Source organism: Brevundimonas sp. MEB006b, from assembly GCF_030209705.1.
Lineage (GTDB): Bacteria > Pseudomonadota > Alphaproteobacteria > Caulobacterales > Caulobacteraceae > Brevundimonas.
In genome coordinates, this window is sequence record NZ_JARVRL010000006.1 from 55079 (window position 1) to 67178 (window position 12100).

General features: G+C 66.4%; 10 protein-coding genes. 9 read left to right on the plus strand and 1 reads right to left on the minus strand.

Annotated elements, in window-relative coordinates; translation table 11 throughout:
• The 9 genes from ilvC (at window position 1) to QRN13_RS10010 (ending at window position 9666) form a co-directional block, all read left to right on the plus strand.
• On the plus strand, window positions 1–1014 hold the full coding sequence (ilvC, locus tag QRN13_RS09970; protein WP_284877802.1) for a ketol-acid reductoisomerase: 1014 nt from the start codon (window positions 1–3) through the stop codon (window positions 1012–1014).
• Between the two features lie 19 nt (window positions 1015–1033).
• A complete protein-coding gene (ilvG, locus tag QRN13_RS09975; RefSeq protein ID WP_350224844.1) occupies window positions 1034–2746 on the plus strand; it encodes an acetolactate synthase 2 catalytic subunit in 1713 nt (570 codons plus the stop codon).
• Window position 2747: 1 nt separating this feature from the next.
• Window positions 2748–2999: an ACT domain-containing protein gene (locus QRN13_RS09980; RefSeq protein ID WP_039244600.1), complete on the plus strand. Its 252-nt coding sequence runs from the start codon at window positions 2748–2750 to the stop codon at window positions 2997–2999.
• A complete protein-coding gene (locus QRN13_RS09985) occupies window positions 2999–4249 on the plus strand; it encodes a 2-isopropylmalate synthase (RefSeq protein WP_284877804.1) in 1251 nt (416 codons plus the stop codon). Before QRN13_RS09980 ends, QRN13_RS09985 begins: the two co-directional genes overlap by 1 nt.
• Complete coding sequence (gene leuC / locus QRN13_RS09990) at window positions 4242–5654, plus strand: 3-isopropylmalate dehydratase large subunit (protein WP_284877805.1); 1413 nt, start codon at window positions 4242–4244, stop codon at window positions 5652–5654. Before QRN13_RS09985 ends, leuC begins: the two co-directional genes overlap by 8 nt.
• Entirely contained in the window at window positions 5647–6234 is a 588-nt protein-coding gene (leuD, locus tag QRN13_RS09995) for a 3-isopropylmalate dehydratase small subunit (protein ID WP_017505141.1), read from the plus strand. The genes leuC and leuD overlap by 8 nt, the downstream gene beginning before the upstream one ends.
• Window positions 6231–7337 (plus strand): 3-isopropylmalate dehydrogenase, encoded by a 1107-nt coding sequence (leuB, locus tag QRN13_RS10000; protein ID WP_091748404.1) that lies wholly within the window; start codon window positions 6231–6233, stop codon window positions 7335–7337. The genes leuD and leuB overlap by 4 nt, the downstream gene beginning before the upstream one ends.
• 280 nt (window positions 7338–7617) lie before the next feature.
• Window positions 7618–8898 (plus strand): ammonium transporter, encoded by a 1281-nt coding sequence (locus QRN13_RS10005; protein ID WP_112861447.1) that lies wholly within the window; start codon window positions 7618–7620, stop codon window positions 8896–8898.
• A 72-nt stretch (window positions 8899–8970) separates the two neighbouring features.
• Window positions 8971–9666 carry a TorF family putative porin gene (locus QRN13_RS10010; RefSeq protein ID WP_284877806.1) on the plus strand — a complete coding sequence of 232 codons (696 nt, stop codon included), beginning with the start codon at window positions 8971–8973 and terminating at the stop codon, window positions 9664–9666.
• 59 nt (window positions 9667–9725) lie between these two features.
• Here the strand turns inward: QRN13_RS10010 and QRN13_RS10015 are convergent, their stop codons facing one another.
• Complete coding sequence (locus tag QRN13_RS10015; RefSeq protein WP_284877807.1) at window positions 9726–12098, minus strand: glucan 1,4-alpha-glucosidase; 2373 nt, start codon at window positions 12096–12098, stop codon at window positions 9726–9728.
• Window positions 12099–12100 lie beyond the last annotated feature (2 nt).

The window sequence follows — 12100 nt, forward strand, 5'->3', positions numbered from 1 at the left end:
ATGGCCATCACCATCTACACCAACGAAGACATCAAGCCGGGCGCCATCGCCGGCCAGCGCATCGCCATCATCGGCTATGGCTCGCAGGGTCGAGCCCACGCTCAGAATCTGAAGGACAGCGGCCACGACGTGGTCGCCGGCGTCCGTCACGGCGGCACGGGCTGGAAACACGCCACCGCCGACGGCGTGCCGACCGCCGAGCCGGCCGAGGCCGTCAAGGGCGCCGACATCATCGCCATCCTGACCCCCGACATGGTTCAGGGCGACGTCTATCACGACATCATCGAGCCGAACGCCAAGGAAGGCTCGGCCCTGCTGTTCGCCCACGGCTTCTCGATCATCTACGAGCGCATCACCCCGCGCGAGGACATGGACGTGATCCTGGTCGCGCCGAAGGGACCGGGCGATCTGGTCCGTCGCGAGTTTCAGCGCGGTCGCGGCGTGCCTAGCCTGTTCGCCGTCGAAAAGGACGTCACCGGCAAGGCCCGCGACCGGGCCATGGGTTATGCCAAGGGCAACGGCGGCGCGACCGGCGGCCTGCTGGAAACCACCTTCCGCGAAGAGACCGAGACCGATCTGTTCGGCGAACAGGCCGTCCTGTGCGGCGGCGCCAAGGAGCTGGTCATCCAGGGCTTCAACACCCTGGTCGAGGCCGGCTACCAGCCCGAGATCGCCTATTTCGAATGCCTGCACGAGCTGAAGCTGATCGTGGACCTGTTCTACGAAGGCGGCATCTCCAAGATGCACCACTTCATCTCCGAGACGGCCAAGTACGGCGCGGTCGCCAGCGGCCCGCGCGTCGTGACCGAAGAGACCAAGGCCCGCATGAAGACCATTCTGGAAGATATCCAGGACGGCACCTTTGCGCGCAACTGGATCGCCGAGAACGAGGCCGGCAAGCCGCAATACGAGGCCTGGCTGAAGGCGGACCGCGAGAGCCAGATCGAACAGGTGGGCGCTCGTCTGCGCGAACGCATGGCCTGGCTGAACACGCCCAAGGCAGAAGCGGCCTGATCGCCGCCTGAACGACCGGATGATCCTCATGACCGCCGCCGCCTTCAAACCTCAAGCCGAGACCGCTCCCCAGTCGGGTGCGCGTCTGCTGGTCTCCACCCTGGAGCGGCTGGGGGTGGAGGTGGTGTTTGGCTATCCGGGCGGCGCCATCATGCCGGTCTATGACGCCCTGGCCGGCTCTAAGCTAAAGCACATCCTGGTCCGCCACGAGCAGGGCGCGGCCTTCTCGGCCGACGCCTATGCCAGGAAGAGCGGCAAGGTCGGGGTCTGCATGGCGACGTCAGGCCCCGGCGCCACCAATCTGGTCACCGGCATCGCCAATGCGATGATGGACTCGGTGCCGATCGTCTGCATCACCGGCAACGTCGCCCAAGGCCTGATGGGCACTGACGCCTTTCAGGAGATCGACATCCTGGGCGTCACCCTGCCGATCGTGAAACATTCGATCCTGGTCCGCTCGGCCGCCGAGGTTCCCGCCGCGATCGAGGAAGCCTTCCATATCGCTCGCTCGGGCCGCCCCGGTCCGGTTCTGGTCGATCTGCCCAAGGATGTGCAGTTCGAGACGACCGGCGAGGACTACGGTTTCTCCATTCCCAACGAGACGCCGCGCGTCGATCACGACGCCATCGCCGCCGCCGAGGCCGCGATCCGGGCAGCGAAGAAGCCGTTGGTCTATATCGGCGGCGGGGTGAAGATCGGCGGCGCGACCGAGGCCCTGCGCGCCTTCGTCGCCGCGACCGGCATCCCCCAGGTCTCGACCCTGAACGCCCTGGGCACCATCCCGACCGAGGCGCCGGGCATGCTGGGCATGCTGGGCATGCACGGCACGCGCGCCGCCAACCACGCGGTGCAGGACAGCGATCTGCTGATCGTCGTCGGCGCCCGGTTCGACGACCGCGCGACGGGCAAGCTGGCTGAATTCGCGCCCAATGCCCGCATCGTTCATTTCGACATCGACGCCTCGGAAGTCGGCAAACTGCGCAGCGCCAATGTCGCCGTCGTCGGCGAGCTGCGCGAAGGCGTTGAGGCGCTGACCGCGCGCATGCGGTCGGGCGCCGCACTGGACATTCAGGCCTGGGCCGACGACTGCGCTGGTGCGGCCAAAGCGGGCGCTCACCGCTATGACGCGCCGGGCGAGGGGGTCTATGCGCCCGCCCTGCTGAAGGAAATCTCGGAAGCGGCGGGCGATGATTTCGTCGCCGCCTGCGACGTGGGCCAGCATCAGATGTGGGCGGCCATGCACTGCCGCTTCGCCAAGCCGGAAGCTCACATCACCTCGGGCGGTCTGGGCGCGATGGGCTTTGGCCTGCCCGCCGGCATCGGCGCCAAGCTGGCCGATCCGTCCGCGACGGTCGTCACCATCGCCGGGGACGGCGGCTTCATGATGAACATCCAAGAGCTGGCGACGCTGAAGCGTTACGGCATCCCGCTGAAGATCGTGCTGATCGACAACTCGTCCCTGGGCTTGGTGCGCCAGTGGCAGGAGCTGTTCTTCGCCGAGAACTATTCCGAGATCGACCTGTCCGACAACCCGGACTTCGTGAAGGTCGCCGAAGCCTTCGGCATCGAGGCCTTCCGCATCGATCGCCGCGATCAGGTGTCCGACGGCATCCAGCGCCTGCTGGCCGCCGACGGTCCCTGCCTGGCCCATGTGGTCATCGACCCCCGAGACAATGTCTGGCCGCTGGTTCCGCCGGGCAAGAGCAATGCTGAAATGATGGAGGGCTCCTGAGATGAGCAACACGATCCACATCCAGATCGACCGTGCGGACGGTTCGCTTCAGCGTCTCATCGGCCTGGTGGAGCGCCGCGGCTTCCACATCGACGGCATGGCCCTGGCTGACGAAGGGGCTTTCCGCCGCATCGCCCTGACTGTGCGCGGCCGCGACGCGGGCCGCTGCATGGACAACCTGGGTCGCCAGATCGACCGGCTGTTCGGCGTGCGCCGCATCAGCAACGACATTATTCAATCCGAGGCCGCGTAATGATTACCCCCGAAAGCGTACGCGTATCGGGCGTATCCCGCACAGAGGAGATCGCCGCCGATCCCAACCGCGTCATCGTCTTCGACACGACGATGCGGGACGGGGAACAGGCTCCGGGCTTCTCGATGAGCGCCCAGGCCAAGGTGAAGATGGCCCAGGTTCTGCGGGACCTGGGCGTCGACGTTATCGAGACCGGCTTCGCCGCCGCTTCGCCCGGCGACGAGGACTGCATCCGCCGCGTGGCCGGCGAGGTCGAGGGACCGATCTTCTGCTCCCTGTCGCGCGCCAACGAGAAGGATATCGACGCCACCTTCCGCGCCCTGGCGCCGGCGCCGAAGTCGCACCGCCGGTGCCACACCTTCATCGGCACCAGCCCGATCCACCGCTCCGCCAAACTAAAGATGTCCACCAATGAGGTGCTGTCGACGGCCGTGCGGTCGGTGGAATACGCCCGCAGCCTGTTCGACGACGTCGAGTTCTCGGCCGAGGACGCCTTCCGCACCGAGCCGGAGTTTCTGGCCGATGTGCTGGAGGCCGCCGCCGACGCCGGCGCCCGCACCCTGAACGTGCCCGACACCGTCGGCTATGCGACCCCGCAAGAGGTGCGCGAGCGTTTCGCTGCCCTGGCCGCGCGCATCAAGAAGCGCCATCCGCATGTGATCTTCTCGGCCCACTGCCATGACGACCTGGGCATGGCGGTCGCCAACTCCCTGGCCGCCGTCGAGGGCGGCGCGCGTCAGATCGAGGGCGCGATCAACGGCATCGGCGAACGGGCCGGCAACTGCTCGATCGAAGAGGTCATCATGGCGCTGAAGGTCCGCGAGGACCGCTATGGCGTCACGACCGGCGCCGACAGCCGTCATCTGGTGCGCGCCTCCAAGATCCTGTGCGAGATCACCGAGACGGTCATCGCCCGCAACAAATCGGTAGTGGGCATCAACGCCTTCGCCCACGAGGCGGGAATCCACCAGCACGGCATGCTGGCCGACAGCCGCACCTATGAGATCATGCGGCCCCAGGACGTCGGGTTCGAGGGCAGCTGGTTCGTGCTGGGCAAGCATTCGGGCCGTCACGCCATCGCCAAACGCGCCGAGACCATCGGCCGTCCCATCGAGGGCGAGCGGCTGGCGGCGGTGGTCGCCGGCTTCAAGTCGCGCGCGGACCAGATCGGCGAGATCAACGACGCCGAACTGATCGCCATCATCGACCGCGTCGACGGCGTGTCCGAGGTCGTTGCCCAATATGCCTGATCCCAAGACCCTGTTCGACAAGGTGTGGGACGCCCACGTGGTGCGGTCGGAAACGGCCGACACGCCGGGCGTGCTGTATATCGACCTGCATCTGGTCCACGAAGTCACCAGCCCCCAGGCCTTCAGCGAGATCGAGGCACGCGGGCTGAAGGTGCGCCGTCCCGACCGGACCTATGCGACCCTGGACCATTCCACCCCGACCCTGCCGGCGGGTCTGAACGGGCTGAAGCCCTATGTCACGGCCCAGGCCGAGGCGCAGGTCCATACGCTGGAGCGGAACTGCGCCGCCCACGGCGTGCCGCTTGCGGGATGGGGATCGGAGGACCGCGGCGTCGTTCACGTCATGGGACCGGAGTTGGGCCTGACCCAGCCGGGCATGACCGTGGTTTGCGGCGACAGCCATACGGCGACCCACGGCGCCTTTGGCGCTCTGGCCTTCGGCATCGGCACCTCGGAAGTCGGTCATGTGCTGGCGACCCAGTGTCTGTTGCAGCGCAAGGCCAAGGCCATGCGTGTGACGGTGGACGGAAAGCTGCAGCCCGGCGTCTCGGGCAAGGATGTCGCCCTGGCCGTTATCGCCGCCATCGGTTTCGGCGGCGGCACCGGCTATGTCATCGAATACGCCGGCGAGGCGGTTCGGTCGCTGGACATGGAGGGGCGCATGACCCTGTGCAACATGTCCATCGAAGCCGGCGCGCGGGCGGGCATGATCGCGCCGGACCAGACGACCATCGACTGGCTGCGCGGACGCAAGCACGTCCCCGCCGACTATGAGGCGGCGACGGCCGAATGGCTGAAACTGGCGACGGATGCAGGCGCGGTCTTCGACAAGGAAGTCACCATCGACGGCGCCGCCATCCGACCCATGGCGACCTGGGGCACGACGCCGGATGCGGGCGCGCCCATAGGTTCGCCTGTGCCGCAGCCTCAGTCGGACAGCGACCGCAAGGCCATCGCGTATATGGGCTTCACCGCCGGGGAGGCGACGACCAGCCGGCCGGTGGATGTGGTCTTCATCGGCTCCTGCACCAACGGGCGCCTGCCCGATCTGCGCGCCGCCGCCGAGGTGCTGCGCGGCCGCAAGGTCAAGCCGGGTCTGCGCATGCTGGTGGTGCCGGGGTCCGAGGCCGTGCGTCGCGACGCCGAGGCTGAAGGCCTGGATCAAGTCTTCATCGCCGCCGGGGCCGAATGGCGCATTCCCGGCTGTTCGATGTGCATCGCCATGAATGGCGATTTCGTCGAGCCGGGCCAACTGGCCGTATCCACATCGAACCGCAATTTCGAAGGCCGCCAAGGCAAGGACGCCCGCACCATCCTGGCCAGTCCAGCGACGGCGGCGGCGACGGCGGTCGCTGGCGTGCTGACCGATCCGCGCGTCTTTCTGAAGGAGGTCGAGCATGTCTGAACCCTTCCAGGTGCTGACCTCCAAGACCGTGACCCTGAGTCAGGCCAATATCGACACCGACCAGATCATTCCGGCGCGCTTCCTGACCACGACCACGCGCGAAGGTCTGGGCAAGGCCGCCTTCTATGACTGGCGTTACGAAGACGACGGCTCGGAAAAGCCCGAGGCCATTCTGAACCGGATAGACCCGGCTGAGCATCGCATCCTGCTGGCGGGCCGGAACTTCGCTTGCGGCTCGTCGCGCGAGCATGCGCCCTGGGCTCTGCTGGACTATGGTTTCCGGGCGGTGATTTCGACCGAAATCGCTGACATTTTTACATCGAATGCGCTGAAAAACGGCCTGCTGCCCATCGTCGTCAGCCAGGCGGTTTGGGACGATCTGGCGTCGCAACCGGACCAGCCGGTCACGATCGACCTCCAGGCCAATCAGATCCAGCGCGGCAATGCCGAACCCGTGCCGTTCGGGGTCGAATCCTTCGCCCGCCAATGCCTGCTGGACGGGGTGGACACCCTTGGCTGGCTGCAATCAAACATGCCTGAAATCGAAGCCTACGAGCGATCGAAAGAGACCGTAAGATGAGCACCGCCGCCACCAAGACCTACAACATCGTCCTGCTGCCCGGTGACGGCGTCGGACCGGAGGTCACTCGGGCCGCGCGTGATGTCTTGCGGGTCATCGGCGACTTCTATGGTCACCATTTCGAGTTCGCCGAGCATCTGATCGGCGGCGCGGCCATCGACGAAACGGGCGAACCCTTGCCCGAGGCGACGCGCGCCGCCTGCGTCGCTTCCGACGCCGTGCTGCTGGGCGCCGTGGGCGGACCGAAATGGGATGGCGGCAAGGCGCGTCCGGAACAGGGGCTGTTGGCCATCCGTAAGGCGATGGGCCTGTTTGCCAATCTGCGGCCGTTGCAGGTGTCGCCGGTGCTGGCGCACCGCTCCCCGCTGAAGAAGGAGATCGTCGAGGGCGTCGATCTGATCGTCTTCCGCGAACTGACCGGCGGCGTCTATTTCGGCGAGAAGACCCGCACCGCCGACCGCGCCACCGACCTGTGCGAATACACCGTGCCGGAGATCGAGCGGGTGACCCGCGCCGCCTTCCAGACCGCCCAACAGCGTCGCGGCAAGGTGACCTCGGTCGATAAGGCCAATGTGATGGAGACCAGCCGTCTGTGGCGCGAGGTCGTGACCCGCATCCATGCCGAGGAGTTCCCAGACATCACCCTGGAGCACGCCCTGGTAGACTCCATGGCCATGCACCTGATCCGCAAGCCACGCGAATACGACGTCATCCTGACCGAAAACATGTTCGGTGACATCCTGTCGGACGAGATCTCTGTGCTGGGCGGCTCTATCGGCCTGTTGCCGTCGGCGTCGCTGGGCGCGGGCGGGCCGGGTCTGTTCGAGCCGATCCACGGCTCGGCGCCGGACATCGCCGGTCAGGATCTGGCCAATCCGGTCGGGACCATCCTGTCGGCAGCCCTGCTGCTGCGTCACAGCCTGAAACTGGAGGACGAGGCTGATTCCATCGAGGCCGCCGTCGCGGCCGTTCTGGCGGCCGGCGCCGTGACGGCCGACCTGGGCGGCGCGCTGGGCACGCGTGCGGCGACCGAAGCCGTCATCGACGCCATCCGCGCCATCCACTGGGCGGCCGCGCATCGGGTGCAGATGCACTGGGCCTGACGGCTTAAACTGAAGCTGAAAATCCTGCCGCTCAGCTTGGCTTTGTCGGCATAAAGAATCTGATCTCGGGCCGCAGTATCGCAAGATCGTGCGGCCCTGTTCTTTTTCTCCATGACCGTTGCAAGAAAGTTGCGCCGTTCACGGTCTAGCCCCTTGCGCCTATCGCAAATGCGGTAAAATCTTCGCAACTGCGAGATTGCATAGGGGGTACTAGCTCATGTCGCAGACCACGAAACGAATTACGGGAGCGGCTGCGCTCCTTCTTCCCACACTCTGTTTGATGGCAGCTGGCGCAGCCAACGCGCAGGACGCCGCGCCCGCCTTGCTCGGCCACCAAGCCGCGCTTGAGCTGGACAGCGCCGGCGCCTCATGGCTCGGCACCTCGACCGCCCTGGTTCTGCTGATGACCCTCCCCGGTCTGGCGCTGTTCTATGGCGGCATGGTGCGCAAGAAGAACGTCATCGCCACCATCACCCAGTCCGTCGGCGTCTTCGCCGTGGTGTCCCTGGTATGGTTCATCGCCGGCTACAGCCTGGCCTTCGGCAAGAACGAGAGCGCCGGCCTTCAGCCCTTCATCGGCAGCCTGGACATGCTGTTCCTGAACGGCGTGTCGCTGAAGACAGCCAACGCCCTGCTGCCGGGCATTCCCGAATTCCTGTTCATCTCCTTCCAGATGACCTTCGCCATCATCACCCCGGCGCTGATCACCGGCGCCTTCGCCGAGCGGTTCAAATATTCGGCGCTGTTGCTGTTCACGGCCCTGTGGTCGCTGCTGGTCTATGCGCCGATCTGCCACTGGGTCTGGGGCGGCGGTTTCCTAGGTTCGGCGGGCGTGCTGGACTTCGCGGGCGGCGCCGTCGTTCACGTCAACTCGGGCGTCGCAGGCCTGGTCTGCGCCATCTTCCTGGGTCGCCGTAAGGGTTATGGCACAGAGGTCATCACCGCCCACAATCCCGTCCTGACCATGATCGGCGCCTCGCTGCTGCTGGTCGGCTGGATCGGCTTCAACGCCGGCTCGGCGGGCGCCGCCAACGACCTGATGGGCGTGGCGCTGCTGAACACCATCCTGGCCGCCGCCGCCGCCGCCCTGACCTGGAAGATCGTCGAATATATCGAGAAGAAGAAGGTCTCGCTGATCGGCATGCTGTCGGGCGTCGTCGCCGGTCTGGTCGCCATCACCCCGGCGGCCGGCTTCGTCGATCCCAAGGGCGCGGTCATCATCGGCCTGATCGCCGGTCCGGCCTGCTACGCCTCGTCGGTGTGGATCAAGAAGCTGCTGCGCTACGACGACAGCCTGGACGCCTTCGGCATCCATGGCGCAGGAGGCCTGATCGGCGCCCTGCTGACCGGCGTGTTCGCCACGACCGCGATCAACAGCCTGTCGGAAGGCGCCAACGTCGGCGCCCAGGCCCTGGGCCTGCTGTGGACCATCGTCTACAGCGCCGTCGGCACCCTGATCATCCTGTTCATCTGCAAGTTCACGACGGGTTTGCGCGTGAGCGAAGCGGAAGAGGCCGCCGGTCTGGACACTTCGCTGCATGGCGAGGCGCTGGAACACTGAGCTGAGATCGGGCGCGGCTCCCAAACCCGCACCCGGCCTCGACCTCGAATAACGACAACAAGGGGATAGACTATGAAAAAGACCATCATCCACGAGGCCGCCGCCGCAACGCTCGCCGCAGGACTGATCGGCCTCGCCGCGCCGGCCTCGGCCCAGAGCACCGTCGATGTCGCCTGGAACGTCGGCGCCGTCAGCGACTATGTCTTCCGCGGCTTCAGCCAGACCAGTGAAAATCCCGCCATTCAGGGCGGCGTCGATCTGACCTCGGGCAGTTTCTACGCCGGGGCCTGGGCCTCCAACGTCGACTTCGGCGACGACACCGATGCGGAAGTCGACCTTTACGGCGGCTATCGCACGGAGGCGGGCGGTTTCGCGCTCGACTTTGGCGCGATCGGCTATCTGTATGTCGGGGAACCGGACGGCGCGGACTATAACTACGCCGAGTTCAAGGCTGCGGCCTCGCGCGCGGTCGGTCCCGCCACGTTTGGCGCGGCCGTCTATTACTCGCCCGACTTCTTCGGTGCGGACAAGGAAGCGACCTATGCCGAGGTCAACGCCGCCTTCTCGCCTGCGCCCAAGTGGACGGTATCGGGCGCGCTCGGCAAGCAATGGCTCGACGTCAGCGACGACTATACCACTTGGAACGTCGGCGTCGGCTATGCCCTGACCGACAAGGTGGGCGTCGATGTCCGCTATCACGACACCGATGTGGACGGCGTGCCCGGCGCCGAAGATCGGATCGTCGGGGCTGTGAAGCTAACCTTCTGAGCCACGTCATTGTGAAATCAGAACGGCCCCGGAGAGCGATCTCCGGGGCCGTTTTCGTATCAGCGAGCGTAGCGGTCGTGGACGGGGTCGTAGCTGTCCCAGACCTTACCGTCGGCTAGTGACCGCAGCAGCTTCAGATATTCCGCGTGGGTCCAGGCAAGCGGGGTCGCCGAGTCCGTATTCTGACCCACGGCGTAATCCTTGGCCGTCGGGTTTCCGACGCCGTCCCACACCTGTTCGGCCAGCATCAGCCCGCCGTTGGCGAACCGCTCCATGCCGCGCACATAGGTCTGACGAATGGCGGCGATGTCGGCGGCCGAGGGGGCGCCGTTCACGCTGACGCGCGCCAGCTCATAGTGACCGCGCTCGCCCGTGAAGAAGGGCCAGACCCGACCGCGCTGACCGGGGCTCATCTCCCCGCCGACGCCGTAGTTGGCGCCCGTCCGATGGTCCTCGCCATAGCCGTCGACGCCATAACGGCGCCAGCCCGGGGTCTTGTCGCCCTCGGGACCGAAGTCGTAGCGAACCCGATAAAGCGGTTCCAAGGACTGGTCGTCATAGACGGGCAGGGTTGCCAGGATGTGCGGATCGTCGGCCTTGCGCACGCCATAGCGCACCAGCTCGAGGAAGCCGCCGTCCACGACGCGGTCTTCGGCCGGAGCGATCTGGCCGTTGGCGGCGCCGATCGGGGCCTTGTCGTTCGGGTTTTCGTTCTGAGTGATGCGGATGAAGTAGCGACCGTCGCCGAAGTCGCCGTTGGTGGTGAACATCCGGTCTTCGATCTTGGACGCATAGCTGTCGGCCGCGATCTGGTAGCGCGTCGCGTCGGCGGCGTCGCCCGAGGCGCGCGCCATTTCGGCGGCCACCGTCAGGCCCGCGACCACGGCGGCGGTGGAGGACGGAGAATAGCCCTGCTGCTCCTCCCAGCGTTCCTGCTGAGTGAAGGGCGGCTTGATCTCCGCGTCGTTCCACATCAGCCCGATCTTGCCGCCGTCCACCAGGAAGTCGGCCGCCGGCTTCAGCATGGACCGATAGTGTTCGGTCATCTGGGCGTCGGACAGCCAGCCCATCTTCCACAGACGATAACCCAGCATGATCGGCATGGCGGTCTGGTCCAACTGGACCGCGACCCACTCCAGTTCGCCGTCCACGTGCGTCTTCTGCAGGAACCAGCCGCCGACGCCGGTGTTGCCCGGCGTGTTCGGGCCGACCTGGACTTGGGGCAGATAGTTGAAGGCCGCCAGCGGCGTCTCCTTGTCGCCTAGCGCCGCCAGAGCCATCGCCACCTGATAGAAGTCACGCGGCCAAACGGCCTTGTAGCCTGTCGAGGACTTCGACGCGTCCACCGTGTTGCCCCACGGGTTCGACAGTGACGCGATCAGGGCGCCGGCGTGGGTGCGATCCTCCTGCACCTTGAGCATCAGGGCCGAGGCGTAGGCCAGCTTGCCGCCGTCGGTCGCCTGCTCGGCGATGCGCGGCAGTTCAGTGAGAGAGGCGACATAGTCCTCCCAACCCACGCGCTCACCCTCGCCGTTGAAGCGGGCCAGCACCTCGTCCAGACCGGTGGCGAACGAACCGTCCGCGGCGGCGCGCGCCTCGGCCTCGCTCGCGCCGAAGCCGATGACGAAATCACGCGTGATCCGGCTGCTTTGGCGCAGGCGCGGCAGAGCCCCGGTCATCATCGTATTGCCGGCCTCATCGCCGGTGGAGGCGTAGGTCCAGTCCAGCTTGCCGTCCTTTAGATCGGTCAGGCCGTCCGAGGCGCCGACGAAGCCGACGCTGGCCTTTTCGAAGGCCTCGCCGGGCTTCAGGAACAGGTGGGTGTCGCCTTCCCACGCGTGGAAGCCGTCGCGCGTGACCCGACCGCGATCGTCGACGCCCGTGTTGGCGATGTGCGGCTCCAGCATCAGATAGGGCGTCACATCGCCCTTCAGCGCCGTGATGGTGACGCGCAACACCAGGGCGTTGCGGTCGGGATCGCTGAAGATCTGCTTCTCGATCTCAAAGCGGCCGTTCTTGTCCTGCGTCGTTACGCGATAAGCCGGCGAGAGTGGACGTCCCTGGGCGTCGACGTGCAGATATTCGGTGCGGCTGGTTGTGTCGTCGCCTTCGACGACCAGACCGTCCTGGGTCACGCCGGCGAAGCTCAGGGCCTTGATCTGGGCCTCATGGATCAGGCCGTACATGGTCTCGGTCAGGACGCCGTCGGCGACGGAATACCAGACCTTGGACACCGCGCCGGTCGGGCCGCCGTCGCGATACTGGCCATCAACATAGGCCTCGTAGGATGCGCCGGCGCCGGTTTTGGCCGCGCTGGACCAGACGGGCGGGGCGCCGGGCGCGCCGGGGGCGACGCCCGATTGGGCGCTCGCGGCGGAAGCGAGGGCCAGGCCGGCTGCGCCGGCGAGGCAGAAGGTACGGAAGTGACGCATTG

Bases quoted from the DNA above. Each gene is read 5' to 3' on its own strand.
- ilvC (WP_284877802.1), top strand. From the start codon at position 1: ATGGCCATCACCATCTACACCAACGAAGACATCAAGCCGGGCGCCATC.
- ilvG (WP_350224844.1), top strand. From the start codon at position 1,034: ATGATCCTCATGACCGCCGCCGCCTTCAAACCTCAAGCCGAGACCGCT.
- QRN13_RS09980 (WP_039244600.1), top strand. From the start codon at position 2,748: ATGAGCAACACGATCCACATCCAGATCGACCGTGCGGACGGTTCGCTT.
- QRN13_RS09985 (WP_284877804.1), top strand. From the start codon at position 2,999: ATGATTACCCCCGAAAGCGTACGCGTATCGGGCGTATCCCGCACAGAG.
- leuC (WP_284877805.1), top strand. From the start codon at position 4,242: ATGCCTGATCCCAAGACCCTGTTCGACAAGGTGTGGGACGCCCACGTG.
- leuD (WP_017505141.1), top strand. From the start codon at position 5,647: ATGTCTGAACCCTTCCAGGTGCTGACCTCCAAGACCGTGACCCTGAGT.
- leuB (WP_091748404.1), top strand. From the start codon at position 6,231: ATGAGCACCGCCGCCACCAAGACCTACAACATCGTCCTGCTGCCCGGT.
- QRN13_RS10005 (WP_112861447.1), top strand. From the start codon at position 7,618: ATGGCAGCTGGCGCAGCCAACGCGCAGGACGCCGCGCCCGCCTTGCTC.
- QRN13_RS10010 (WP_284877806.1), top strand. From the start codon at position 8,971: ATGAAAAAGACCATCATCCACGAGGCCGCCGCCGCAACGCTCGCCGCA.
- QRN13_RS10015 (WP_284877807.1), bottom strand. From the start codon at position 12,098: ATGCGTCACTTCCGTACCTTCTGCCTCGCCGGCGCAGCCGGCCTGGCC.